The following is a 23922-nucleotide window of genomic DNA, read 5'->3' on the forward strand; positions in this document are numbered from 1 at the left end:
CGGCGGCCGTTGGTCGAGACGCTACGGTGCTGTCCATGCTGGAGACGCAAGAGCGATTCGTGACTTCCGGCCGGCTGCGGCTGTGGACGGAGCGGGCCGGCCGTCCCGATCACCCTCCTCTGCTTCTGATCATGGGGTCGGCCGCGCAGGGCATCAGCTGCCCTGATCCGCTGGTCGCCCGGCTCGTCGAGCGCGGCGTCCAGGTGATCCGGTTCGACCACCGCGACACCGGCCGCTCGAGCGTGGTCGACTTCGATGCTCATCCGTACGCGATCGCCGACCTGGCCGCCGACTGTCTGGCCGTGCTGGATGGCTATGGGCTGCCCACCGCCCACGTGGCCGGCATGTCGATGGGTGGCATGATCGCGCAGTGGCTGGCCGTGCACGAGCCGGCCCGCATCCGGTCCCTGACCGTGCTGACCAGTTCGCCGATGGGCTACGACCCGCGTCCGGCGGTGGCCCGCACACGGGCCGGGGAGCCGCCCGCCCCGGACGACCTGCCGCCGCCGTCTCCTGCGCTTCTCGCACACATGGCCGCCGGCCTGCCGCCAGGCGTGGAGTCCGATGTGGCCTTGTTCCGCGTCTTCAACGGACCGGTCCGCCCGTTCGACGAGCCCGCTGCCCGCGCGATGCTCGAGCTGGCCTTGTCGCGGGCCATTGACCCGGCCGCGGCCGCCCACCATGACCTGGCCGGCCAGACCTTCGCCCCCGATCGCCTCGCCCCGCTCTCGTCGATCACCGCTCCGACCACGATCGTGCACGGCGACCAGGACCCGGTCTTCCCGCTCGGTCACGGCGAGGCACTGGCCGCCGCCATCCCGGGCGCGCGCCTGCACGTCGTACCCGGAATGGGCCACATCTTCTTCTCCCCAGGCCTGCCCGAGGAGGTCGCCGACCTGATCCGGCTGTGACACGCTGCCGCCGTACTCGACTGCCGGCGCGCCACGGTCATGGAGCGCCACGGTCACAGGTGACGCCACGGTCAGGTGGACATCGGCTGGGCCTGGTCGGTCAGGTCGGCTGAATCTCGGTGGCGATCTCGATGGCGATCTCGATCGCCCGGACGGCCAGTGGGGACCGCGAAGATCTGGCCGGCCAATGGAGATAGATGCCACGGGTCGGTGCCGGCCGCAGTTCGTGGATTCTGAGCCGGTCGTCGGAGCGGGTGCCGGATCCCTGCAGGGCGAGCCACGGCAGCACCGCCCATCCCAGCCCGGCTCGCACCATCGACAGGATCGTCTCGTTGCCCGGTGAGCGGAAGACGATCCGCGGCCGGGCACCGGCATCGGCGAGGGCCCGATCCATCCACAACTGGTCGCAGGTCGGATGGCAGCCCACCATCGGTCTGCCATCCAGCTGCTTCAGTGCTACCGGGCCGTCGGGAAAGTCGCCTGGACGGGCCACCAGCAGGTAGGGATCGTCGATCAGTTTGACGTACTCGACGTCACCCTCGACAGGCCGGTCGTGGAACAGCAGGTCCAGGTCGCCGATCCGCGGACCATCCGGCACCTCGGACAGCCTGATATCGCAGCCGGGGCGCTCGTCACGCAGTCGACGCACGACCGACGGCAGGATCACGTTGGACACGCTCTGGAACGTGCCGATGTCGATCCGGCCATCGCCGGCCTTGAACCGCTCGACAGCATCGGCCAGCGCCTCGGCCTTCGCCAGTAGGCCACGTCCCTGTTCGAGGACCACCGCGCCGAGCGGCGTGATCCGGACCGGCTTGGGACCGCCCGGGCGCTCGAACACCGGGCCGCCAACGGACTTCTCCAGTGCGGCGATCTGCTGACTGACCGTCGATTGCGTGTAGCCAAGCCGCGTGCCGGCCCGCCCGAACGTGCCCTCCTCGACGATGGCGGCCATGGTCGCCAGGTGCCGCAATTCCACATCGGCCACGATCCGAATATAACTTAAACCGATCGACTTGATCGGTGACAATCGTTTTACCTGATGCGCACGCGGATCTAACGTCGGCAACATGACGACCCGCGGCACCTTGGAGCGGCAACTCTCGCTGACGACGGCTGGCGCCGGGGTCGGTGTCGGAGACATCGGGTCGCAACTGTTGGGCTGGCTGGCCGACCGAAACGGTCGCCGGCACACCATGGAACTTCTGGGCGTACGACGTCCGTCCCCGACCGCGCACCCCTCGCCCGACCCTGAACACAGCGCCACCTGGCCAGAGATCGCAACCTCGAAAGGAAGGAACACACCAATGACAACAATGACCGACAACGAATGGCGATCCTTCGTCACCGCAGGAACAAGGCTGGCTCACGTCGCCCTCACCCGCCCCGACGGGCGACCCCACGTCACCCCAGTCTGCTTCATCCTCGACGGCGACGGACTGGCCTTCGCCCTGTCCCCCGGGAGCGTCAAAGGCAAAAGCCTGGCCCAGGATCGGCGCGTCGCACTCTGCATCAGCGATGAGCGGCAGCCCTACAGCTTCGTCACCGTCGAAGGCGAAGCACAGGTCTCCGCCGAGCCGGACCAGATCAAACACATCGCCACGGGCATCGCCAACCGCTACTACCCCTCCCAGCCTGCAGAGGACTTCGCTGAATCATTCGTCCAGGCGGGCTTCACCGCAGTTCGGATCGGCATCACCAACGTCATCGCCCGATCCGGCCTCGGCTGACCAGGGGCGCGGTGGATCCGTGGGGATGAGGCGGTCGATCGGTTTGAGAGTCGGCTGGCGGTGACGAGTGCTGGCCTGATCCCGAACCAGCCTCAACCAAACATGAGGAGCGGAGATGGCACAGTCGGAACCGATCGCCGAGAAGCTGTCCATCGGATCCTCTCGCGGGTGTCACTGGGAGGCAGCTGGCCGAGCGGCACGACCAGTCAGCGCTCGTGGCCGACCATCAGGTGCTTGTCACCACCTCGGATCTGGCGGCCTCGGCACGGTCGCTGCGTCGAAGTGCGCAGCTCCAACCACGAGCCGCGCACCTGGATGAACGCCTGGCTGTGGCCCGGTTGGCGGCGGCGGGCCGAAAGATTCGACTACGTCCCCTACCGCTGAGCCCAGATACCCCAGGGGACTCCTCGGGCCACCGCTCAGCGGGCCGCAGGCTCGGCGAGAACCAGGTCGAGCAGACCGGGGAAGTGTTCGTCGAACTCGGGGCGGCGGAGGCGGTTGAGCCGGCGGGAACCCTCGTCGCGCTGCTCGATCAGGCCGGCGGCTCGCAGTACGGCGAAGTGGTGACTGCGGGTCCCCTTCGTCACCGGCAGATCGAAAGTGCCGCATGCCCGGGTCCAGTCGGGGCTGCCGGCCAGGTCGCGCAGGATCGTCCGCCGGACCGGGTCCCCGAGCGCGTCGAGGGCGTCCTGCAGAGACACCTCGGCCGGCGCGGTGTGGGTCAGGTTGCGAGTGCGAACGGACACGGTCGACCCTCCGTCGGAATGTTCGATTGACGTCGAACACCTAACTGATTGATGATGATCAAACAGTGTACGTCGCCGTTGCGAAAGTGAGTCGTGTCATGCCCCTGGTCCGCATCGACCTGTCCGCCCATCGACCGCCCGCCGTCCGCCGTGCCGTCGCCGACGGGGTCCACCAGGCCCTGGTCGACGTCATCGGCATCCCGGACGGCGACCGCTTCCAGATCGTCACACCGCACGATCCGGACGAGCTGATCTTCGATCCCAGCTACCTCGGCGTCGATCGGCAGGACGTGGTCTACGTCCAGGTCACCCTGGTCCAGGGCCGCGCGCGGGAGCTCAAGCTCGACCTCTACCGCCGGATCGCCGAACTGCTGGCCGAGGCCGGCGTACGCCCCGAGGACGTGGTGATCACCCTGGTCGAGAACGCCCTCGACAACTGGCCAGTCGGCAACGGCATCGCCCAACTGGTCGAGCTCGGCGCCGTCGCGGGAACGAGTGCGGCCGGCTGACCCGACGGTTCCCGCAGTGAGCTGTCCCACACTCCGTCACGGGGGATGGGGAGGCCGGTGTCTCGTGGCCGAAACCATCACCACAGGAAGGGACGGAAGTGTCATGAGCAGGGTTTGGTTCGTCACCGGTTCGTCGCGCGGGTTGGGGCACAGCTTCGTCGAGGCCGCGTTGGCCCATGGCGACAAGGTCGCCGCGACGGCGCGGAACACCGCCAGCCTCGACGACCTCGTTGCGGCCTACGGCAACGCCGTACTCCCACTCCAGCTGGATGTTGCCGACAAGGCGGCGGTCTTCGCGCGGGTCGACCAGGCGAAGGAGCACTTCGGGCGGCTGGATGTGGTGGTGAACAACGCCGGGTACGCGCTCGTCGGTGCGGTCGAAGAACTGGCCGAGGAGCAGCTGCGCGACCAGCTGGAGACCAATCTGTTCGGTGCGTTGTGGGTGATCCAGGCCGCGCTGCCACACCTGCGTGAGCAGGGCAGCGGGCACATCGTGCAGCTGTCCTCGGCCGCGGGCCTCGTCGCGATGCCCCTGGGCAGTGGGTACCACATCTCCAAGTGGGCTCTGGAAGCCCTGAACGACTCGCTGGCGCAGGAGGTGGCACAGTTCGGGGTCAAGGTGACGCTGATCGAGCCTGCCGGATACGCCACCCGGGCCGGCAAGAACCCGGATCCACTCGACAACGGGCACATGTCCGCGCCGCTGCCGGCGTACGACGGACTCCGCAAGCAACTCGCTGGGGTGGTGGGCAACCAGTCCGCCGGAGATCCGGCCGCCGCGGCTCAGGCGCTGCTCGAGATCGTTGACTCGGACAACCCGCCGCTGCGGATCCTGTTCGGAACCGGTTTCTACCCGCTGGTCCAGCAGGTGTACGCCGACCGCCTCAAGACCTGGTCGGAATGGCAGGACCTTTCGGAGCGCGCGCACCAGGGCAAATGATCTGGTTCACAGTGCGTCACAGTGTCCGACCGCCTGGTGTCTCGAGGGCCGGCATCTTCCAGTTCGCTCGCCGTGACGACACGGCGATAAACTCCTACCTCGGTGGCCGGCTCGGGCGATGGTCAATGACTCCCGGCGCCGGCAGCTCCTGCAGGGGCAGTGTGGGAGTGTCGCGGTCCACCGGAAGGTTGAGGGATGAGCGACCACGGCATTGACGCGGCAACCGAGGAATTCGTTGCCCATCGCAACCTTCTTTTCACCGTCGGCTACGAGATGCTCGGATCGGCCGCCGACGTCGAGGACGTGCTGCAGGAGACCTGGCTGCGCTGGATCAAGGTGGACCTGGACCAGGTCCAGGACTGCCGCGCCTACCTGGTCCGGATCACGACCCGGCAGGCGCTCAACCGGCTCCGGACAATGAAGCGCCGCAAGGAGGCGTACGTCGGTCCGTGGCTGCCAGAGCCCCTGCTCACCACCCCGGACGTCGCCGAGGACGTCGAGCTCGCCGAGAGCCTGTCGATGGCGATGATGCTGATCCTCGAGACGCTGGCACCGACCGAGCGTGCCGTCTTCGTCCTCCGCGAGGCCTTCGACGTCAGCTACGAGGAGATCGCGGCCGCCCTCGACAAGACTCCTGCCGCCGTCCGGCAGATCGCCCACCGCGCCCGCCGGCACGTCGATGCCCGCCGTCCCGGCAAGATGACGTCGCTCGGGAAGGCCCAGGCGGCCCGGGAATCGTTCCAGCGGGCGATCGAAACCAGCGACCTGCAGGGACTCCTCGACGTGCTGTCCACGGATGTCGTCCTGCTGAGTGACGGCGGCGGCCTGAGGCAGTCGCCGCCACGGCCGATCACCGGAGCCGAGAAGGTCGGCCGCTTCATCCTCGGCGGTCTCGGCAAGCGGACCGGGTTCGGTAGCGAACCCACGCTGATCAACGGGAACCCGGCCCTCGTTGTCTACGTCGACGGTGAGCTCGACGGCGTCATCGCTTTCGGTGTCGACGAGGCCCGCATCACCGGCCTCTACTACGTGCGCAATCCGGAGAAACTCACCCGCCTCGCCTCCGGCACCTCCTTGACCCTGCGGTGACGACGATCGGCGACCCGAACCTGGGCGGAGGAATCGACCACATCCGCGTACAGATCCGCTCAGCGGTTGAGCTGGGCGTGACTGTGTATGACATCACATCGTTTGCCGGACAACCGTTGTCCCTCCACGTCGGCGGGGGTGGGCGCGGGTTTACTGGGGGCGGTGAGAGACCAGTGGCGTGTGTTGGCCGAGCATCGGGACTTCCGGCGGTTGTTCGGGGGGAACTCGATCTCTCTGTTGGGATCGAGTGTGACGACCGTTGCGTTGCCCTTGACTGCGGTGCTGGTCCTCGGGGCGTCGCCGGTGCAGATGGGTTTGCTCGGAGCAGTCTCGTTGCTGCCGCACCTCGTTTTGGGTCTGCCTGCCGGAGTGTGGGTCGACCGGCTGTCCTACCGCCGAGTCCTTGTCGGTGCTGATCTGCTGGCCGCCGTCGCGCTGACGGCCGTGCCGATTCTCGCCGCGGCGGGACTGTTGCAGATGTGGCAGCTGTACGTCGTTGTCGTGATCACCGGGACCTGCAGCCTGTTCTCCGTGATCGCGGCCCAGTCGTTCGCGCCCTTACTGCTCCCCGCCGCGAACTGCTGGCAGCCAACAGCGCGTTCGCACTCAGCAACTCCGTCGTCGCCACCAGCGGCAGTGCCCTCGGTGGTGTGCTGGTGCAGCTCCTCACCGCCCCGGTAGCGATCGCTGTCGATGCTGCCTCGTTCCTGCTGTCGGCCATCTCGAATGCGCGGATCACCGTCCCGGGCCGCCGATCGACTGCCGCCGACCCGGCCAAAGAGTCCATGTTCAAAGGCATCTGGGGCGGCGTGCGGGCGGCGCTCGCGCACCCGGCGCTTCGGGCGACGACGATCGCCGCCACTGTCGGCGCTCTGGCCGGTCAGATGCAAGGGGTGATCGTCGTACTGTTCCTGGTCCGCGATCTCGGCTTGTCGGCTGGACTGGTCGGCCTGGTCATCGCACTGGCCGGGGTCGCCGGAATCATCGGCGCCACCATCGGAGTGCAGATCACCAGCCGGCTCGCGAACGGGCCGGCCTTCATCGTCGGCACGACACTGTCAAGTCTGGCCGGGCTGGTGATGGCCGCCGCCGGAGGGCCGACGGCACTGGCGTTGGCAGTGGTGATCATCGCGCAACTCCTCCGCGGCTGGGGCCCCACGCTGTGGGGGATCAACCAGCAGACCATCCGCCAGGTCCTGGTCCCACCAGAACTCCTCGCCCGAACCCAGGCCACCTGGAGATTCCTGGTCCACGGAATGCAGCCGATCGGCGCCCTCCTCGGCGGCACCCTCGGCGCCCTGACCGGATTCCGCGCCACCCTCGTGATGAGCAGCCTGGTCATGCTCACCGGCACCGCCTTCGCAGTACTCAGCCCACTAAGAACCCTGCGCCAACTCCCGGACACCGAGACCTCAACACCCTCCAGCCACTGACCGCGCACCATTTGCCCCAGTCAGCCAGTGAGGCTGCGTACCACGCGGTTCAGTAGCACGGCGGCACGATCTGGGTCGTCGGCGATCGCGCCCAACGCGTCGTACGTGGCAAATGACGTCACGGCAGTCACGCCGGCCAGAACGTCCGCCTGGTCGAGCGATGGTTCTGACGTGGTTTCCGCTGTGAGGCGTCCGACGAGACGCTGCATCTGGTTGCCGCGCCATTCTTCGCGTTGCGTCAGGATGGACGCGACATCGTGGTCGACAGCTGCCAGGCCGAACAACGGCCGGAGCAGCCGGCGCTCGGAGTGCCAGAACAGGCAGGTCCGCCGAACTATCTCGGCGCACGCATCACCAGCGCTCAAGTGCTCTGTGTCCGCCAGGAGCTGGTCCATGCCGGCGCGGTCCACGAGGTCGGCCAGCACTGCGTCGAGCAGTCCGCGCTTCGATCGAACCTGGTTGTAGACGGTCACCCGCGTCACCCCTGCCCGGCTGGCAACGGCCTCGATGGTGAAGTGCTGCCACTCCCGCGTGGCCAGCAGTTCCCGCGCGGCTTCGATGATGCCGCGGCGGGTTCCCGCTGTCGCGGCGGCACGTCGACCGTGGGTAGCCAATGCGCGACCCCTCCCTTGACACGGTGTATAGCGAATCACTATACAGGCTGTAAAGTGAAAGAAGGGTCAAGGATGTCTGACAGAGGATTGCTGATCGAGTTCGGTGGCCTGCCCGGTACCGGCAAGTCGACACTCGCCCGTCGGCTCGCCACTGAGACCAAGGCTGTTTGGCTACGCATCGATGAGATCGAAGGGGCCATGCGCCGCAACGGCCTGACTCCCGAGCAGACTGGTATTACCGCCTACAGCGTGGCCCACGACGTAGCAACGAACCACCTGCGGCGTGGGCTGACAGTGATCGCGGACGCCGTCAATCCGGTCGCCGAGGCACGTGACGGGTGGCGTGACCTCGCGGCGACTGTCGACGCCGACCATGTGGTGATCGAAACCGTGTGTCCCGACAGCATCGAGCACCGCCGCCGGGTCGAGACTCGGGTCAGCGATCTGCCCGGCTGGGTCTACCCCTCCTGGGAGCAGGTGCACCGGATGATGACGCAGTACCAGCCGCGCACCGGCAACCACCTCGTCGTCGACACCACGCGCCCGGTAGACGTCTCCTACCAGGAACTGACCACCCACCTGTGCGAGGCCATGTAACGTTTCCGCCCCTCCGTGACACAGAGCCCGATGTCAGGCACCACAGAGGGGATCGCAAACCATGGGCCACCGTTCGTACGGCGTGAGCAGCCGTACCGATGAAATGTTCGTCCATCGTTACGACGGTGACCGAGATCCGCTGCGCCCGCTCTTCCGGGAGGCCGACGACTCCGAGCAACAGATCAACACCTACCTCAACCTCGGTACCGTGCTCGTGGCCGAGGACGACGGTGAGATCATCGGACACCTCCAGCTGATCCCGGACAACGACACCGCCGAACTCAAGAGCATGGCGGTCGCCGAGAGTCGGCGAGGCGCGGGCGTCGGCCGGGCCTTGGTTCGAGCGGCGCTCGAACACTGCCGGCAGAACGGGGCGAGAAGCCTTCTCGTCGCAACAGCTGCAGCCGACACCGGCAATCTGCACTTCTACCAACGTCAAGGCTTCCGCATGCTCAGCGTCGAACGCGATGCGTTCGTGGCCTCGACCGGCTATCCCGACGAAATCGTCATCGACGGAATCCCACTGCGAGACCGCGTCTGGCTGGGCCACGAGCTGTTAGGAGAGTCATGAACACCCGACGGACACCTCTGTTCTGCGATGCCGAGCTGGCGGAGCGGATCGAGCGGGTGGAGACCCAGCTGATCGAAGCGACCGCTCGCGCTGCGCACCGCCGGCTCGGCGACGAGCGCGGGTTCCTGATTCCGGTCGCGGGCGGGATCGCGAGCTTCGCCACCGACGACTCGCCGTTCAACAAGGTCGTGGGGCTTGGCTTCGGCGGCGTACCGACTGGTGACGAGCTCGCTGAGATCGAGCACGCGTACGCCGTTGTCGGCGCGCCGGTGCAAGTCGAACTCCCGCACCTCGCCGACCCCGAGATCGGCATCGCCCTCAGCCGGCGCGGATACCAGCTGGAGTCGTTCGAGAACGTGCTCGGCATCGTCGTCGAGGCGGAGTACGACGTCACACCGCCGGACGGGATCGAGATCCGGCCGAGTGCCGACGACGAGCTCACCGTCTGGCTGAACCTGATGGCCGACGCGGTCGCCGTACCCGACACACAGGGAGTCCCGTGGCGCGAGGAGTTCCCGCGCGACACCTACATCGAGGCCGAACGCGATGCCGCCTCAGCCGACATCAGCCGCTACATCGCGATGCGGAACGACGAGATCGCAGGCGGAGCCGGACTCCGCACAGCCGAAGGCATCGCTCAGTTCGCCGGCGCCGCGACGCTCCCCGCGCACCGCCGCCACGGCATTCAGTCCGCTCTCCTGTCCACCCGCCTGTCCGACGCCGCCACCGCCGATTGCGACGTCGGTGTGATCACCACCCAACCCGCCTCGAAGTCCCAGCAGAACGCCCAACGCAGCGGCTTCGACCTTCTCTACACCCGAGCCGTCCTCGTCAAGCACACCGAGGTCTCCTGACCAGCCGCGTCAAACGACCCTGCGCTACTTGACCGCGATGACGTCGATCGGCCGGATGTCCGCGTCGGCGGCCAGCAGCTCGGGACCGACCTGTCCGAGCGCGGCCGGGATCTGGCCGTTGACGTGGGCCTGCCGGCCGTCCTCGTCGGCGAACGTGTCGAAGATCCCGAACGTCGTCGGCCCGAGCCGGAACGCGTACCACGTGACGGTCCCCTCTTCGGCGACCGCGAGCTCCCGCCCCTTCTCGAGGAACGCGCGCAGTTCCTCTTCCTTGCCCGGCTTGGCCTCCAACGTCGCCAGCAAGCCCCGGTCGATGCTCATCTCGGTCGTCCTCTCGTGAGTCCCTCCTTCGACGGTACTGCGCGCCGACGGTGGCGGCGTACCAGTCGGCGGTGGCGGCGTACCAGGAGGTCTATGGCTCGATCAGGCCGGCGCGGATGGCGTAGCGGGTGAGTTCGGTGCGGTCGCGCATGCCGAGTTTCTGGAGGATGTTGGCGCGATGACTTCGCGGACCAACGTGCTGGGTAGAGCAAGGACTTACCTCGAGCGGCCCCGCGGCAGGCGTCGACCAGGTCGCGGTCGGCGACCGACTTCAGCACGTAGCCGCAGGCGCCGGCCTTCAACGCCGCAAAGAAGTACTGCTCGTTGTCGTACATCGACAACATCAGCATCCGCGGCGGCTCCCCGCCGGCATGACAGCTCGCGCGCAGCCTGCAGCCCCGTCATCCGCGGCATCGCCACATCGAGCACCGCCAGCTCAATCGTAGTACGGCGGAACGCCTCCACCGCCTCAGCACCGTCACTTGCCTCGGCCACCACTTGCAGGTCCGGCTCACTGTCCAGGATCAGTCGTACGCCGCGACGTACCAGAGTGTGGTCGTCAGCCAGCAGGATCCGGATCATCGCGCCGGCTCCAACGGCACGGTGAGACGGACCGACGTACCGCCGAGCTCGCCGACCCCCACGACCAGTTGCGCGCCGATCAGGAACGCACGCTCCCGCATCCCGTTGATCCCGGTCCCTTCGGCGGCTCCTCGCAGTCCCTGCCCGTCGTCGTCCACCGCGAGGACAACAGCAGATCCCTGCCGCTGCAGGGCAAGTCGCACGGTCTGGGCCTTGGCAGGGCGGGCGACGTTCGTCGCGCCCCTGTGCTACCCGTAGACGACCGCTGCAACGCCATCACCGCGGCGACCTGCTCCGGGGTGTACCGGAAGCTCTTGCGGAACAGGAATCTCGTCAGTACGACGAACAATACGAACACGATCACCACGATCGGTGTCATGCGCACCACGAAGTCGTTGAACGACAGCCCTGCCCGGCTGCCGATGATGATGTTCGGCGGATCACCGATCAGCGTTGCCGCGCCACCGATGTTCGAGGCAAACACCTCGGCGATCAGGTACGGCTGCGGCGGGATCCGCAATCGTTCGCACACCACAATGGTGACCGGGGCAACCAACATGATCGTGGTCACGTTGTTGTCCAGGAACGGCGACGCGACCGCGGTGATGATCATCAACAGCACCATCAGCCGGTACGACTCACCCAGCGATCGCTTCGCCGCCCAGATCCCCAGGTACCCGGCAAGCAGTCACCAACCGTCAGACCACCGAGTTCACGCCAGAAAGCATCCGCCGACGACTCGTCGACGGTCCGCACCAGCATCGGATCATCCTGAAACGCCGCCAGGATGCTCAGCCTCAACACCTGAGAGCCAGGCAGAACCGCAAGCGGCCGCCCACGGCCGTCCACGACAACCAGACCCGGCATCCGCCCGACCGCCATCAACCGCACGGCCTTCACCACAGGATCGAACACCGTGACAGTGGGCAGACCAACGGCTATGTCCCCGGCGCGCATCACTGCGCCCCGCCCGATCTGACCGAATGCCTCGACACTGCTCACCCTGACCTCCCTGGCCGCCTGGTTCTCGGCGACCGCCCTGGCAAGTCAGTCTTGTCGCAACAACACCCCCCAACCATGGGGTCCCGACCCCAACTTGGAGAGCGCTACAGATCCTGATTGTGACGCGCGGGCCCGATGCCGTCAGGGTTTACGGGCGAGGACTGCGCCGTTGGCGCCGGGAGCGTCGAAGGACACTGTTTGGACGTCTACGAAGCCGGTGGTGTGGAGCCATTGCTCGTACTCCGCCGCGGTGTAGTTGCGGCCGACGGTTTCGACCAGCATGTTCAGGCTCATCAGGGCGGCGGCGGGTGGGCCGGTCTTCTCGTCGTTGACCAGGAGCTCGCTGATCACGATCCGGCCGCCGGAAGGCAGGGCTGCGAAGCATTTGCGCAAGATCGCCAGGTCCTGCTCCGGCGTCCAGTCGTGCATGATCATCGACAGCAGTACGACGTCATGGCCCGCCGGGAGCTCCGGATCGGCGAGGAAATCGCCCGCCGCGACCGCAATGCGATCCGCGAACCCTGCCGCCACAAGCTTCTTCGACGCGATCTCGCAAACCGGCGGCAGATCGAACACCGTTGCGCGCAAGTTGGGGTAGCGCCGGCACAGCTCGATGTCGAAGGCCCCTGAGCCACCGCCGATGTCGAGGAGAGCGGTGGAGGCGGAAAGGTCGACGTACGCGCCGAGTTCGCGCGCGGTGAGCGTCGACAGCGAGTGCATCGCCTCCCAGAACACGGCCAACAGCTCGGGGTCCTCGCCGGCGAACAAGTGCTCCTGCTCGTCGGGATTCCAGCTCGTCGGCCGGTTGGTCCGCACCGCCTCGGTCAGTCGGCCCCACGCCGGGTAGAGCCTGCGGTCGAGCATCTGCACCCAACCGCCGAAGTCGTACGCCTTGCCAGGAACGAGAAACTCCTCAGCCAGCGCACTGTTCACATAGCGCCCGTCGCGACGCTCCAGCAACCCGATGGACGCACACGCGGTCACCAGCAACTCAACCGGCCGCGGTTCGACGCCCAGCAGCCCGGCAAGCTCGTCGACGGTGCGACCATCGGTACCGGACAGACGGGCGAACAGGTCCAGCTCGTGGGCCGTCGCGAGCGCCTTGAACGACCAGAAGCCGATCGACAGCTGCATCAACGGCAAGGGCGAGACCTGATCCCGGGTGGTGTGCATGAATTCTCCTGCTCACGTCGTACTCGGACTCCTTCACCCTTGTCCGGGCCGCCCTGTCGATCAACGCGAACCTGTGCAACGCTCGTGAAGTGTGCCTTAACGAAGGAGGTCGGGAATGCTGGAGCGCTACGAGCTGGAGACGTTCCTGACGCTCGCCGAGGAACTTCATTTCGGTCGAACCGCCGAGCGGATGCACGTCTCCACGGCCCGGGTCAGCCAGACGATCAAGGGACTGGAACGTCGCGTCGGCGCGCCGTTGTTCAACCGCACCAGTCGCCGCGTGGAGCTGACCCCGATCGGACACCGGCTGGCCGAGGATCTCCAGCCCGCGCAGGAGCTGATCGCGGCCGGGTTCGAACGGGCGGTCCGGTCGGCCCGGGGCATCACTGGCACCCTGCGCGTCGGCTTCGTCGGTGCGGCCGGAGGCCAACTGCTCCTTGATGCCGCCGAGCTGCTGCACAGTCGCGAGCCCGGCTGCGAGGTCCTGGTTCGCGAAGTGCAGCTCGACGACGCCGTACCGAGGCTGCTCGACGGCGGGGTGGAGGTGCTGCTGACCTGCTTCCTCAGCGAGCAGGACGACCTGGTCACGGGGCCCGCGCTCGTGACCGAGGCACGGATGCTCGCAGTACCGTCCGGACACGCCTTCGCCGACCGGCAGTCCGTCTCGGTCGAAGACCTCGCCGGGGTCGCCGTACTGCGGACGCCCGATGACCTGCCCAGCTCCCATCCGCCGCACCAGACCCCGGCCGAAGGTCCAGCGGCAGGGTCGTTCCAGGAGATCTTGACCCTCGTCGGCGCCGGCCGCGGAGTCTTCCTGATCGGCGCCCACATGAGGCGCTACTACATGCGCCCCGACGTCGCCTACGTCCCCATCCAAGACGCACCGCCGGTCCAGTGGCGCCTGATGTGGCGCACAGACGGCGCCACAGCCCGAATCCACGCCTTCGCCACAGCCGCACACGACCTGGTCAGCCCCGATACTCGCCTTCAGCATCACGAGCCAGAAACGAGATGACGACTACAGCCTGATCCGCGTGCTAGCTGTACTCGGCCGACCTTGGGCACCGATCAACCACCAAATCCCGTCCCGCGTGACCGACCCGTGCTCAAAGTCGCGTCTCGCACGCACCCGGACGCCGGCCGATCAGCCGGGGTCGTTGGTGGCGGGCGGTGGTCGCGGACCGGCAGGCCATCACAACGGGCGAGCCGTACGGCCCGATGGCCGGTCACGACACACGGGGGCTGCGGTCGCATCCATTGAGATGGCCTGGCGGTCCGCAGCACGCGGCATGGGCGGACGTGCCGCACTCACCAACCACTCGGAGACTCAGGTCGCCGCGCTCACCTCGGGCGTGGAGGTGGGCCGACGGGCACGTTGGTGAGTGGGGCACGTCCGCGCCCCGGCGCCACCGAGGATTCTCGGGCGGGTGATCGCCGCCTCGACCTGGCGAACCACCTGCACCAAGGTCATGGCCGAGTACGACTAGCGGCTGCTGCCGAGTGGGCGCAGCCCGGAGACGGTCGAGACCATTCGGTAGTGCCGCGGCGTCGCCTTGAAGCGGTCGTTGAACAGCCGGTAGAAGTGGCTGAGCGAGGGGAAGCCACAGTCGGCGGCTACGGCCGAGATCGGGCGATCCGTCATCCGCAGCATCGCCGCGGCCCGGTTCAACCGGACCTGGTTGACCATCTCCGTCGCCGTCTGCCCGGTGCCGGCCTGGATGACCCGGTTGACGTGCTCCCGGCTGCGGCCGGCGAGCCCTGCCAGTCCGGTCACGCCCTCGGTCAGGGCGACCGGATCGTCGGCGAAACGGCTGAGCGCCTCGGTCAGCCACAGCGGCAGACCGTCGCCGGCCGGGCGGCCGATCAGGTCGCACAGCAACTCGAGCAGGAACCGTTCCAGCTGCAACCTGCCGGCAGGCCCGGAGACCAGGACCGACGACAGCTCGGTGAGCCGCTGCAGCCGGACGCTGTCGAGCCGGTGCGTCGTCGGCAGGCCGCCCGCCGACCACGCCCAGTCGGCCGGGTCGAAGTACCTGGCCTCGAGTGCTCTGAGCGTCTCGCTCGGGAACGACACGGCCACCTGAGCGAACGAGCGGCCTGGCACCGGCCGGAACAAGTGGACGTCGTCGGGCCGGATGAACACCACGTCGCCCGCCTCGAGCAGTCGGCGCGTGCCGCCCACCACGTGCTGGAGTACGCCGTACTCGATCCAGGTCAGCTCCGCGAAGTCGTCGTGCGTGTGCAGTCTGCCGACGAACCGGACCGCCTCCGTACGCCGGCCGACGTAGTACGTCTCGCCGGCGGCGACGTAGTCCTCCAGATGCAGCAGCGTCACGTCAGTGTCACCGGAGAGCAATTTTTGATCCTTCACCAGGAAGAAGCGTCATTGTCGAGCATATAGCGTCGATCGCGGGGAATCGGCGCCGGAAGGAGAGCGCGATGCAGACCATGACCCAGGAGGTCAACCGGCAGTACGCCGACGACGGCTACGTGGTCATCCGCGACGTGGTCGATCCGGGCGTCGTCGAGGCGGCCAACGCGCATGTCGACTGGCTGCTCGCCCGTCACCCCGAGCTCACCCCGGAGCAGCTGGGAACCCGGCTCGCCCGCGACGACCCGTTCTGGATCCGGCTCGTCTCCGACCACCGCCTGCTCGACGTCGCGCAGCAGTTCGTCGGCCCGGACATTGCCCTGTTCGCCACGCACTACCTGTGCAAGCCGCCAAAGCACGGCAAGGGCGTCGAGTGGCACCAGGACGGGGCGTTCTGGCCCCTCGAACCGATGAACGTCGTGACGCTCTGGCTCGCCCTCACCGACTCCGATCCGGACAACGGGTGCCTGCGCGTCCTGCCGGGATCGCACCGCTGGGAGCTGGAGCAGATGAAGCAGTCCGATCCCGGCAGCGTGCTCCGGCACCGGATCGACGCCGACGTCGACGAGAGCTCCGCGGTGGACCTGGTGATGCGCGCCGGGGACGTCGAGGTGCACCACCCGAACATCGTGCACAGCTCGATGCCGAACCGGTCGGACCGGTGGCGCAGAGCCCTGACCATCCGCTACATCCCGACCAGCACACGGATCACGAGGCCGGACGAGGCCTCGCCGTTCCACCTGCGCGGCGAAACAGTGCCGGGCCTCAACGCCTACCTCGAGCCGCCTCCCTTTCGTCCGGGCGACCACTTCCCGGCCGGCGAGGCGGGCCGCGGGTGCTGACTGCGTACGGCCACTCCTGGGTCTTCGGGACGGGCGCACGGCGGCACAGCGAGGGGTTCGTCCAACTGGCCGCGCGACAGCTCGGACACCGGCTGGACAACCAGGCCGAGAGCGGGAGCCTGAGCACGCAGACGGCCCGTCTCGTCGTCGCCCGGCCACCCGGTCCCGCCGACGTCTACGTGCTGATGACCGGATTCAACGACGCTCGGCTGCACGGTACGGCGCCGGCCGGCCGGCGTCAGTACGAGGATTCGCTGGAGATCGTGTTGCACGCTCTGCAGAAGGCAGATCCGCGGGCCGTGACACTGGCGATCGAGCAGCCTCACGTCCAGGACTACTCGGGTCATCCGCCGTACGACCAGGCGACGGACGCGATCGTCGACGAGTACAACGCCTCCCTGCGGACCACCGTCGCGCGCTTCCCCTCGGCGCGCGCGGTGGTCGTCGACGGCTGGGACGCCGCGACGATGCTTGCCGACGACAACGTCCATCCGAACGACCGCGGGCACGCCGTCCTGGCGCGTTCACTGGTCCGGGCGATGACTGCCGTGGTGCGGAAGGACGACGCGCGATGACAGATCACGATCTCGAGCCCAAGGTCCGGCGGCTGCTGGAGAGCCACTGGGACGACGCCCGCGGGTACTGCGTCCCCAACCCCACGACGTACCCGCATCTGTGGCTGTGGGACTCCTGTTTCCATGCGATCATCTGGGCGCACCTCGGCGACGACCGCGCGCTGCGCGAGCTCGACGCCACCCTGGCGGGTCAGCTGCCCAGTGGGCTCGTCCCACACATGCGGTACGGCGGCCGGCGCGCCGACTCGTGGTTGGGTCCACTCGAGCACACCTCGTCGATCACCCAGCCGCCGATGTTCGGTCACGCCGCCAAGGTGCTGAGCTCGCGCGGGTTCGTGCCGTCGTCGGCGACACTGGACCGGGCTCGGCGCGGACTCGACTGGCTGTGGCGGACCCGGCGTACCGACGACGGCCTCATGTACGTCGTCCACCCGTGGGAAGCGGGCAACGACCACAGCCCGCGGTGGGACGACTTCGGCGCCCCGGGCCGCACGCCGGCCGACTACAGCCGGCCGGCGCGGACAGCCTGGAACAAGGCCCGCGTCCACGACATCACCTTCGACAGCGACGGCGGCGCGCTGTGGTCGACCTCGTTCGTCGTCTGCCCGGCAGCCTTCAACGCGTACGTCGCCTTCAACCTGGCCGAACTGGCCGACCTGCTGGACGATCGCGAACTGGCGGACCGGGCGGACCAGTTGAGCGAAGCGATCGACTCGCTGCTCTGGGACGAAGACGAACAACTCTGGTCCGATCTTCCCGTCGTGGGTGGTGGCCCTTCCGTGAGGCTGCCGACGAGCGATGGTGTGATGCCTGCCCTGGTCACCCAGGACCGGTCCAAGGCTCTCGCGTCATTGCGCCAGCTCGACGATCCCGACCGGTTCGGCGCGCCGTACGGTCCGGCGAACGTTGCCCGCGGCAACCCGGCGTACGACCCGCAGACGTACTGGCGTGGACCCGCTTGGCCACCGCTCAACTACCTGTTCTGGCTGGCGGCCCGCAGATGGGAGCTGGATGGTGCTGCACAGACCCTGGCGGTCCGCTCGGTCGACGGTGCGCTGCAGAGCGGGTGGGCCGAGTACTGGAACCCCGAGAACGGCGCCGGCCTCGGCGCCGCCCCGCAGACCTGGACCGGTCTGGTGATCGCCCTGCATGATCCGATGATACTTGCCCAAGGCATCGGTCATGCGTCCCCTGTGAAGGAGTGAACAGACGATGAATGCCCGCAAACTCGTGGCGGCGGTCGGGATCGTGCTCGGCACGGCCCTCGTGGCCACCGCCTGCGGCGGCAGTTCGAACGACGGTGGCGCCACCACCGGCGAGCTCGGCTTCGCCCACAACAAGCCCTGGAACTTCGACGCCTTCTCCAAGGTCTCGCAGCAGGACATCGGCATCAGCCTGAAGAGCACGCAGTACTCCGGTGATCCGTACCGGGCCTTCATCCGGCAGTCCTTCCGGACCAAGGAGAGCCCAGGGTTGTTCACCTGGGAGGTCAGTACGGCGCTCGACGAGCTCGCGGAACAGGGCGTGATCGCGGAGACGACCGACCTGTGGACCGAGGCCGTCGACAAGGGCTACGTGACCGACGCGGTGCGCCAGCTCTACACGGTGAAAGGCAAGCAGTACTGCACGCCCATCAGCGTCGACGACTGGGTGATGTTCTACAACAAGTCGGTCTTCACGAAGTACGGCATCACCGTTCCGAAGACCTGGGACGAGCTGATGAAGGCGGCGGCGACGCTCAAGCAGCACGGCGTGACGCCGTTCTGGAACCAGACCAAGAACTGGGCCTTCGTCTGGTTCCAGACCATCCTGGCCGGCACCGACCTGCAGCTGTACAACGACCTGTCGACCGGTAAGGCGAAGTACACCGACCCGCGCGTGGTCGCGGTGATGAACAGCTGGCTCGACCTGCAGAAGAAGGGCTACTTCAACGATCCCGGCCAGACCGACTTCGCCCGCGACCTGATGCGCGAGGGCAAGATCGCAATGGCGCCCGAAGGCACCTGGTTCACCGCCGACGCCGCCCTGGCCGGCATGACCATGGGCAAGGACGTCGACATGTTCGTCATCCCGGCGGTCAAGCCCGGCGCGGCCACGCCGATCGCGATCGAGACCGCACCGGTCTGCGTCGGCGAGAGCTCGAAGCAGAAGGCCCTGGGCCTGAAGTTCTCCCAGTGGTGGATGTCGCCGCAGGGTCAGCAGCCGTGGGTGAAGCAGCAGGGCAACCTGCCGTTCAACAAGGACGCCGAGGCGCCGACGCCGCAGACGAAGGCCCTGAAGACGACGCTTGCCGCGGGCAAGTACGAGTACTACAACCGGTACTTCGAGGCGACGCCGGTCCCGATCCGGACGGTCGCGCTGGAGCAGTTCAGTGCGTTCCTGACCAACCGCGGCGACCCGATGCAGTACCTGCAGGCGATCCAGACCGCGGCCGACGAGTACTGGGCCGGGCGATAACGGCGTGGCACGGTCGGGCGCGACGTCGTACCAGGGCCAGGCTCGGGGTTTCCTCCTCCCGAGCCTCGCCCTGGTGCTGCTCGTCTTCTATCTGCCGGTCCTCTACACGTTCTACCTGAGCTTCACGAAGTACAACGGCCTTGGTACGCCGGAACTCGTCGGCTTCCACAACTTCGCCGAGATGTTCTCGGACAGCGCGTTCCTGGGCGCGGTCAGGAACACGGCGATCTGGGTCGTAGGCACACTCGTCCTCCCGGTCGGACTCGGCCTGCTCGTCGCAGTCCTGGCCTACGGGTTCCGGGGCAGCGGCTGGCTACGCCTGCCGTTCCTCGTCCCCTACGCGCTGTCCGGTGTAGCCGTCGGCGTCATCTGGAGCTTCATGCTGGGGTCGGGCGGTGCGCTCACCCAGGCCCTGCAGTTCCTCAACCTGCCGGGCACCGAGCTTCGCTGGCTCCAGGACTCGCCGCTGAACACGATCGTCATGGTGATCGCCGCGGCCTGGCAAGGCGTCGGCGTCAACGCGCTGCTGTTCACCGTCGGTCTGCAGTCGATCCCGAAGGAGCCGCTGGAGGCGGCCCTGATCGACGGCGCCACTGGGCGGCGGCTGTTCGGCCACATCACCTGGCCACTGCTCCGGCCGTCCACGACGGTGGTCGTCGGTCTGTCGATCGTCAACGGCCTGAAGACGTTCGACATCGTCCAGGCGATGACCCAGGGCGGACCGGCGCGCTCGTCGGAGACGCTGGCCCTGACCATGTACCGCGACACCTTCGTGAACAGCGACTACGGCCTGGGGTCGGCGGTGGCGATCTTCCTCAGCATCGTGACCGTCGGCGCCTCCATCATCTATCTGCGCAGGCAACTGAGCCTGAGCAGCAGCAGCCTCGGAGGTGGCAAGTGACGCCTTCACGCACCGGGATCATCATCCGAGTGACAGTCCTGTCGCTGCTGGGTGCCCTGTGGCTCGTGCCGGTGTACCTGCTGCTGGCCAACGCCGGTAAGACAGTCCAGAACTACTCCGGTTCCACGTTGTGGCGGCCCGGCTCGCTGGGAAATCTGTGGGACAACCTCAGCCAGGTGGCCACGGGCACGGACATCCCTCGTGCACTGGCGAACACGGCGGTCTACAGCGTGGTGGCGCCGGCGATCGCCGTCATTCTGGGCGCGACCGTCGGCTTCGCCGTCATCGTTCTCAAACTCCGTCACGGCTTTCTCTGGTTCTTCGTCATCTACTGCGGGTCGGTGTTCCCGCTGCAGATGCTGGTGATCCCGTTGTTCGACAGCTACTCCCGGCTCGGCCTCTACGACTCCCTGACCGGAATGGTGCTGATCTACTCCATCGTCTGTCTGCCGTTCTCGGCGTTCGTGATGCGCAACTTCTTCGCCGGCATCGCCGAATCCGTCTTCGAGGCCGCGGTCGTCGACGGAGCGAGGACCGTGCGGATCTTCACCAGGATCTACCTGCCGATGTCGTCCAGCGCGCTGGCCGTCGTCTTCATCCTGCAGGCGACCTGGGTGTGGAACGACCTCCTGCTCGGCCTCATCCTGACCCAGAGCGACATCACCCGCCCGGTCATGCCGGTCCTCACCGGGCTGCAGTCCACCGAAGGCGGCGGCGCCAGCTACACCGTGGTCCTGGCGGCCGCGATCCTCGTGTCGTTGCCGACGGCATTGTTGTTCCTGGTCTCGCAGCGTTACTTTGCCAAGGGCCTGGCGCTCGGCCAGTACTGAGGGGAGTCCGATGAGAGACGACGCGGTGCAGGTCCTGGAGCAGAACTGGACCGGGCGGTCGACGGTTCCGTCGCGATCGCTGTATCCACACCAGTGGAGCTGGGACTCGGCGTTCATCGCGATCGGGCTGCGCCACGTGTCCGTCGACCGTGCCCGGACCGAACTGGAGTCACTGCTGCAGGCCCAATGGCCGGACGGCCGGATCCCGCACATCGCGTTCGCGCCGAGTGTCCCCCGTGACGCCTACTTCCCGGGCCCGGACTTCTGGCAAGCGCGACTGGCGAACGGCACCGAGACCTCGGGCATCGTCCAGCCGCCGATCCACGCCCTGGCCGCCTGGCTCACGTACCAGGCCGACCCTGCGGATTCGGGATTTCTGGAACGGGTCTACCCGGGTCTGGTGGCCTGGCACGACTACCTGCGCGACCGCCGTACCCTCGGTCCGGGCGGGCTCGTTGCGATCGTCCACCCGTGGGAGTCCGGGATGGACAACAGCCCTGCCTGGGACTCGCCGCTCGCGCGAGTCACGCCCGCGCCCGCGGGGTCGTTCACCCGGCGCGACACCGACCACGCCGCCGATGCCGACCGCCCCACCGATCTGGACTACGGGCGCTACGTCCAGCTCGCTGCGACGTACCGCGACCACGGGTACGACGACCGGGAGACACCGCACGCCTTCGCTCTCGAAGACCCCTGCTTCAACGCGCTGCTGATCTGCTCCGAACATGCACTGGCCGATATCGCCACGACGCTCGGCCACGACCCGGCCCGCCATCGCCAGTACGCCGCAGAGCTCACCGACGCTCTGGTCGAGCGGCTGTTCACGGCCGGAATGTTCCGGGCGCACGACCTGATGTCGGGCGATCTCGTCGCGTCCGACACCGTGGCCGGCCTGATCCCACTCATCGTCCCCGGGCTGCCGGTCGCCGACACCCTCCTCGCGACCGCGCGCGGCCCACGCTTCCGGCTCGGCCAGGTGCGGCTCGTGCCCAGCTACGACCTGACCGCCGAGGACTTCGACGCCGGCCGCTACTGGCGAGGACCCAGCTGGTTCAACACTGCCTGGCTGATCCACCGCGGTCTGGTCCAACTGGGCAAGACCGAGTCCGCCGAGGCGCTCCGAACCGACCTGCTGGCCCTCGCCGAGGCGACGACCTTCGCCGAGTACCTCGACCCCTTCACAGGTGAGGCACACGGCGCCCGCTCCTTCAGCTGGACCGCCGCCCTGGCCCTCGACCTCGCCACGGCGCCGATCATCTGACCGTCCGCGGACCGTCTGTTCCTCGCATTCAGCGTTGATCTCCGCGCCGAGCAGTACGGCGTACGCGGTCCGACCACAACCACAGCATCAGGACCACCACGGCGGCCAGGCTGCCGTAGGTCTTGGCGTACCAGATCCCTTCGTGAGGGCCGGTCGCTCTCGTCTTGCTTGGTCAGTTGGTTGGCTTTGTGCCCAGTGCTGCTCGTGACCGTTCCGAGCTGTGGGTTTCTGGGTCGGTCGATTCGTCTTGCAGGTCGAGTTTGCGCCGGTAGAAGTCGTAGGCCGCTTGTTTGCTCATGCCCAGGGCGCTGCCGACCTGACTCCAGCTGGAGCCTTCTTCGCGGGCTTGGCGCATCATGTGCCACCGCGCACCGGTGAGCAGGTCCACCACTCGCCGGCTTGCTCGCAGCGCTTCCAGCCCGGTGACGCCGGGCAGATCGGCCAGCGCGGTCACGAGGACCGCGACCGGATGGCCTGCTTCGTTGGCCTGCTCGATGCCGCGTTCATACAGCTCCCGCTGGTCACTGACTCGCAGTACGTCGAGCAGCTCATCCAGGCTGCGGTAGTCCGCCGGTTCTGGAGGCTGTCTTGTCTCACGACCCATAGCGTCAAGATAGCTTGACGAGGAAGTCTACGCCACTTCCCAGCGTCAAGACAGCTTGACGCCTCGTTACCGTCAAGCTACCTTGACGGTATGGGCGGGTTGGGACGGCGCGACGACGGGCCCGGAGGAGGAAAGATGACCATGATCGATGTCACCGAAGACGGGGTGGCGGAACAGTTCTCACGGCTCGCGCTCGCACTGCACGGCTCCGGTGGAACCGAAGAGACCGTCGACGCGGTTGTGCAGTTTGCGTTGCAGGCCCTGGATTGCTCCCATGCCGGCGTCGCCCTGATCGTCGCTGGCCGGCGGCTGCAGATTCCTGCGGTCACCGACCCGGTGGTGGCCGAGATCTACGCGTTGCAGGTCCGCGGTGGGGAAGGCCCGCTGACGGAGTCGATGCGCGAGCACTCGATCGTCCGGGTCCGCGACACCACCACCGACGACCGTTGGCCGAACTGGGCGGGCAAGGTTCGCGAGCTCGGGGTGCGCAGCGTGCTGGATGTGCCGCTGAGCACCGCGGCCGGCACGGTCGGCATGCTGGGCCTGTACAGCATTCACCAGGACGCGTTCGGTCCCGACGACGAAGCGATCGCGCACATCCTGGCCCGGCACGCCTCGGTCGCGGTCGCCAGCGCCCAGCGCGAGGAGAACCTCACACGCGCCGTCGATGCCCGCAAGCTCGTCGGTCAGGCGATGGGAATCCTGATGGAGCGCTACAACCTCGATGACGAGCGGGCGTTCGAGGTGCTGAAGCGCTACTCCCAAGACACCAACACGAAGCTGCGTGACGTGGCGATCCAACTGATCGAAAGCCGAAAGCTGCCCAACCGGCCTCGCCACCTGACATAACCCCCGGTAGCCCGGCACAACTGGCGAGATCGCGCAGCATCAGGAGCATCTGGTTGAGTGAACGCCTGATCCCAATCACAGTGCGCTTCACTCGCGGGTGGTTGCGATCAGGCGTTTGGCGACTTCTCGGAGTTTGACGTTGCCGTCTTGGGAGAGGCGG

The 23922-nt window shown here is 67.4% G+C and carries 27 protein-coding genes and 1 pseudogene; 18 read left to right on the top strand and 10 right to left on the bottom strand.

Features of this window, described 5'->3' with window-relative positions; genetic code table 11:
- The first annotated feature begins 35 nt into the window (after positions 1 to 35).
- Complete coding sequence (locus E0H73_RS43740) at positions 36 to 911, top strand: alpha/beta fold hydrolase (protein ID WP_131366938.1); 876 nt, start codon at positions 36 to 38, stop codon at positions 909 to 911.
- Positions 912 to 1011: 100 nt separating this feature from the next.
- Here E0H73_RS43740 and E0H73_RS43745 read toward each other — a convergent pair whose 3' ends face one another.
- Complete coding sequence (locus E0H73_RS43745; RefSeq protein ID WP_238164661.1) at positions 1012 to 1983, bottom strand: LysR family transcriptional regulator; 972 nt, start codon at positions 1981 to 1983, stop codon at positions 1012 to 1014.
- On the opposite strand from E0H73_RS43745, the gene E0H73_RS47740 reads away from it, so the two are divergent.
- Positions 1982 to 2641, top strand: a complete 660-nt coding sequence (locus E0H73_RS47740; protein WP_238164662.1) for a PPOX class F420-dependent oxidoreductase — start codon at positions 1982 to 1984, stop codon at positions 2639 to 2641. The genes E0H73_RS43745 and E0H73_RS47740 overlap by 2 nt on opposite strands.
- 419 nt (positions 2642 to 3060) lie before the next feature.
- Here the strand turns inward: E0H73_RS47740 and E0H73_RS43755 are convergent, their stop codons facing one another.
- Positions 3061 to 3387: an ArsR/SmtB family transcription factor gene (locus E0H73_RS43755; protein WP_238164663.1), complete on the bottom strand. Its 327-nt coding sequence runs from the start codon at positions 3385 to 3387 to the stop codon at positions 3061 to 3063.
- Between the two features lie 98 nt (positions 3388 to 3485).
- Here E0H73_RS43755 and E0H73_RS43760 point away from each other — a divergent pair, with 98 nt between their 5' ends.
- The 4 genes and pseudogenes from E0H73_RS43760 to E0H73_RS48290 form a co-directional block, all read left to right on the top strand.
- Entirely contained in the window at positions 3486 to 3896 is a 411-nt protein-coding gene (locus tag E0H73_RS43760) for a tautomerase family protein (RefSeq protein ID WP_131366943.1), read from the top strand.
- Between the two features lie 103 nt (positions 3897 to 3999).
- Positions 4000 to 4836 (top strand): SDR family NAD(P)-dependent oxidoreductase, encoded by an 837-nt coding sequence (locus tag E0H73_RS43765; RefSeq protein ID WP_131366945.1) that lies wholly within the window; start codon positions 4000 to 4002, stop codon positions 4834 to 4836.
- Between the two features lie 195 nt (positions 4837 to 5031).
- Positions 5032 to 5925: an RNA polymerase sigma-70 factor gene (locus tag E0H73_RS43770; RefSeq protein WP_131366947.1), complete on the top strand. Its 894-nt coding sequence runs from the start codon at positions 5032 to 5034 to the stop codon at positions 5923 to 5925.
- A gap of 173 nt (positions 5926 to 6098) precedes the next feature.
- Positions 6099 to 7358 (top strand): annotated as a pseudogene (locus E0H73_RS48290) (MFS transporter); the annotation flags it as partial.
- A 20-nt stretch (positions 7359 to 7378) separates the two neighbouring features.
- On the opposite strand, the gene E0H73_RS43785 reads toward E0H73_RS48290, so the two are convergent.
- On the bottom strand, positions 7379 to 7972 hold the full coding sequence (locus tag E0H73_RS43785) for a TetR/AcrR family transcriptional regulator (protein WP_165556146.1): 594 nt from the start codon (positions 7970 to 7972) through the stop codon (positions 7379 to 7381).
- A gap of 72 nt (positions 7973 to 8044) precedes the next feature.
- Between E0H73_RS43785 and E0H73_RS43790 the strand changes: the two genes are divergently transcribed.
- The 3 genes from E0H73_RS43790 to E0H73_RS43800 all read left to right on the top strand — a co-directional run bounded on the left by E0H73_RS43790 (position 8045) and on the right by E0H73_RS43800 (position 9994).
- Entirely contained in the window at positions 8045 to 8569 is a 525-nt protein-coding gene (locus E0H73_RS43790) for a P-loop nucleotide/nucleoside kinase family protein (RefSeq protein ID WP_202867895.1), read from the top strand.
- A gap of 61 nt (positions 8570 to 8630) precedes the next feature.
- On the top strand, positions 8631 to 9140 hold the full coding sequence (locus tag E0H73_RS43795) for a GNAT family N-acetyltransferase (RefSeq protein WP_202867896.1): 510 nt from the start codon (positions 8631 to 8633) through the stop codon (positions 9138 to 9140).
- Positions 9137 to 9994 (top strand): GNAT family N-acetyltransferase, encoded by an 858-nt coding sequence (locus tag E0H73_RS43800; RefSeq protein ID WP_165556147.1) that lies wholly within the window; start codon positions 9137 to 9139, stop codon positions 9992 to 9994. The genes E0H73_RS43795 and E0H73_RS43800 overlap by 4 nt, the downstream gene beginning before the upstream one ends.
- 24 nt (positions 9995 to 10018) lie before the next feature.
- On the opposite strand, the gene E0H73_RS43805 is transcribed toward E0H73_RS43800, so the two are convergent.
- From E0H73_RS43805 to E0H73_RS43825, 5 genes are all read right to left on the bottom strand, one after another.
- Positions 10019 to 10315, bottom strand: a complete 297-nt coding sequence (locus tag E0H73_RS43805; RefSeq protein ID WP_131366955.1) for a putative quinol monooxygenase — start codon at positions 10313 to 10315, stop codon at positions 10019 to 10021.
- A 216-nt stretch (positions 10316 to 10531) separates the two neighbouring features.
- On the bottom strand, positions 10532 to 10897 hold the full coding sequence (locus tag E0H73_RS43810; protein ID WP_238164664.1) for a response regulator: 366 nt from the start codon (positions 10895 to 10897) through the stop codon (positions 10532 to 10534).
- A gap of 79 nt (positions 10898 to 10976) precedes the next feature.
- Positions 10977 to 11522, bottom strand: coding sequence for an SLC13 family permease (locus E0H73_RS46860; protein WP_238164665.1), 546 nt, complete (start codon positions 11520 to 11522; stop codon positions 10977 to 10979).
- The gene (locus E0H73_RS43820; protein WP_131366957.1) at positions 11522 to 11899 is read right to left on the bottom strand and encodes a CBS domain-containing protein; all 378 of its coding nucleotides are present in this window, start codon (positions 11897 to 11899) and stop codon (positions 11522 to 11524) included. Before E0H73_RS43820 ends, E0H73_RS46860 begins: the two co-directional genes overlap by 1 nt.
- Positions 11900 to 12040: 141 nt before the next feature.
- Complete coding sequence (locus tag E0H73_RS43825) at positions 12041 to 13072, bottom strand: methyltransferase (protein ID WP_202867897.1); 1032 nt, start codon at positions 13070 to 13072, stop codon at positions 12041 to 12043.
- 115 nt (positions 13073 to 13187) lie between these two features.
- On the opposite strand from E0H73_RS43825, the gene E0H73_RS43830 reads away from it, so the two are divergent.
- Positions 13188 to 14087 (top strand): LysR family transcriptional regulator, encoded by a 900-nt coding sequence (locus tag E0H73_RS43830; protein WP_131366959.1) that lies wholly within the window; start codon positions 13188 to 13190, stop codon positions 14085 to 14087.
- A gap of 468 nt (positions 14088 to 14555) precedes the next feature.
- Here the strand turns inward: E0H73_RS43830 and E0H73_RS43835 are convergent, their stop codons facing one another.
- Positions 14556 to 15443, bottom strand: coding sequence for a helix-turn-helix transcriptional regulator (locus tag E0H73_RS43835; RefSeq protein WP_131366961.1), 888 nt, complete (start codon positions 15441 to 15443; stop codon positions 14556 to 14558).
- A 68-nt stretch (positions 15444 to 15511) separates the two neighbouring features.
- Between E0H73_RS43835 and E0H73_RS43840 the strand changes: the two genes are divergently transcribed.
- Genes E0H73_RS43840 through E0H73_RS43870 form a run of 7 tightly spaced genes read left to right on the top strand, consistent with a single transcriptional unit; the run spans position 15512 to position 22309 of the window.
- On the top strand, positions 15512 to 16285 hold the full coding sequence (locus tag E0H73_RS43840; RefSeq protein WP_131366963.1) for a phytanoyl-CoA dioxygenase family protein: 774 nt from the start codon (positions 15512 to 15514) through the stop codon (positions 16283 to 16285).
- Positions 16279 to 16860 (top strand): SGNH/GDSL hydrolase family protein, encoded by a 582-nt coding sequence (locus tag E0H73_RS43845; protein WP_131366965.1) that lies wholly within the window; start codon positions 16279 to 16281, stop codon positions 16858 to 16860. Before E0H73_RS43840 ends, E0H73_RS43845 begins: the two co-directional genes overlap by 7 nt.
- Positions 16857 to 18065, top strand: coding sequence for an MGH1-like glycoside hydrolase domain-containing protein (locus E0H73_RS43850; RefSeq protein ID WP_131366967.1), 1209 nt, complete (start codon positions 16857 to 16859; stop codon positions 18063 to 18065). Before E0H73_RS43845 ends, E0H73_RS43850 begins: the two co-directional genes overlap by 4 nt.
- Positions 18066 to 18072: 7 nt before the next feature.
- On the top strand, positions 18073 to 19317 hold the full coding sequence (locus tag E0H73_RS43855) for an ABC transporter substrate-binding protein (protein WP_131366968.1): 1245 nt from the start codon (positions 18073 to 18075) through the stop codon (positions 19315 to 19317).
- A 4-nt stretch (positions 19318 to 19321) separates the two neighbouring features.
- On the top strand, positions 19322 to 20218 hold the full coding sequence (locus E0H73_RS43860) for a carbohydrate ABC transporter permease (protein WP_131366970.1): 897 nt from the start codon (positions 19322 to 19324) through the stop codon (positions 20216 to 20218).
- Positions 20215 to 21048, top strand: coding sequence for a carbohydrate ABC transporter permease (locus E0H73_RS43865; RefSeq protein ID WP_131366972.1), 834 nt, complete (start codon positions 20215 to 20217; stop codon positions 21046 to 21048). The genes E0H73_RS43860 and E0H73_RS43865 overlap by 4 nt, the downstream gene beginning before the upstream one ends.
- 10 nt (positions 21049 to 21058) lie before the next feature.
- Entirely contained in the window at positions 21059 to 22309 is a 1251-nt protein-coding gene (locus E0H73_RS43870; RefSeq protein ID WP_131366974.1) for an MGH1-like glycoside hydrolase domain-containing protein, read from the top strand.
- Positions 22310 to 22481: 172 nt separating this feature from the next.
- Here E0H73_RS43870 and E0H73_RS43880 read toward each other — a convergent pair whose 3' ends face one another.
- Entirely contained in the window at positions 22482 to 22913 is a 432-nt protein-coding gene (locus E0H73_RS43880) for a hypothetical protein (RefSeq protein ID WP_131366980.1), read from the bottom strand.
- 135 nt (positions 22914 to 23048) lie between these two features.
- Here E0H73_RS43880 and E0H73_RS43885 point away from each other — a divergent pair, with 135 nt between their 5' ends.
- Positions 23049 to 23762 carry a GAF and ANTAR domain-containing protein gene (locus E0H73_RS43885; RefSeq protein WP_420323457.1) on the top strand — a complete coding sequence of 238 codons (714 nt, stop codon included), beginning with the start codon at positions 23049 to 23051 and terminating at the stop codon, positions 23760 to 23762.
- The last annotated feature ends 160 nt before the right edge of the window (positions 23763 to 23922 follow it).

Origin of the sequence: Kribbella pittospori (genome assembly GCF_004331465.1) — a bacterium.
Lineage (GTDB): Bacteria > Actinomycetota > Actinomycetes > Propionibacteriales > Kribbellaceae > Kribbella > Kribbella pittospori.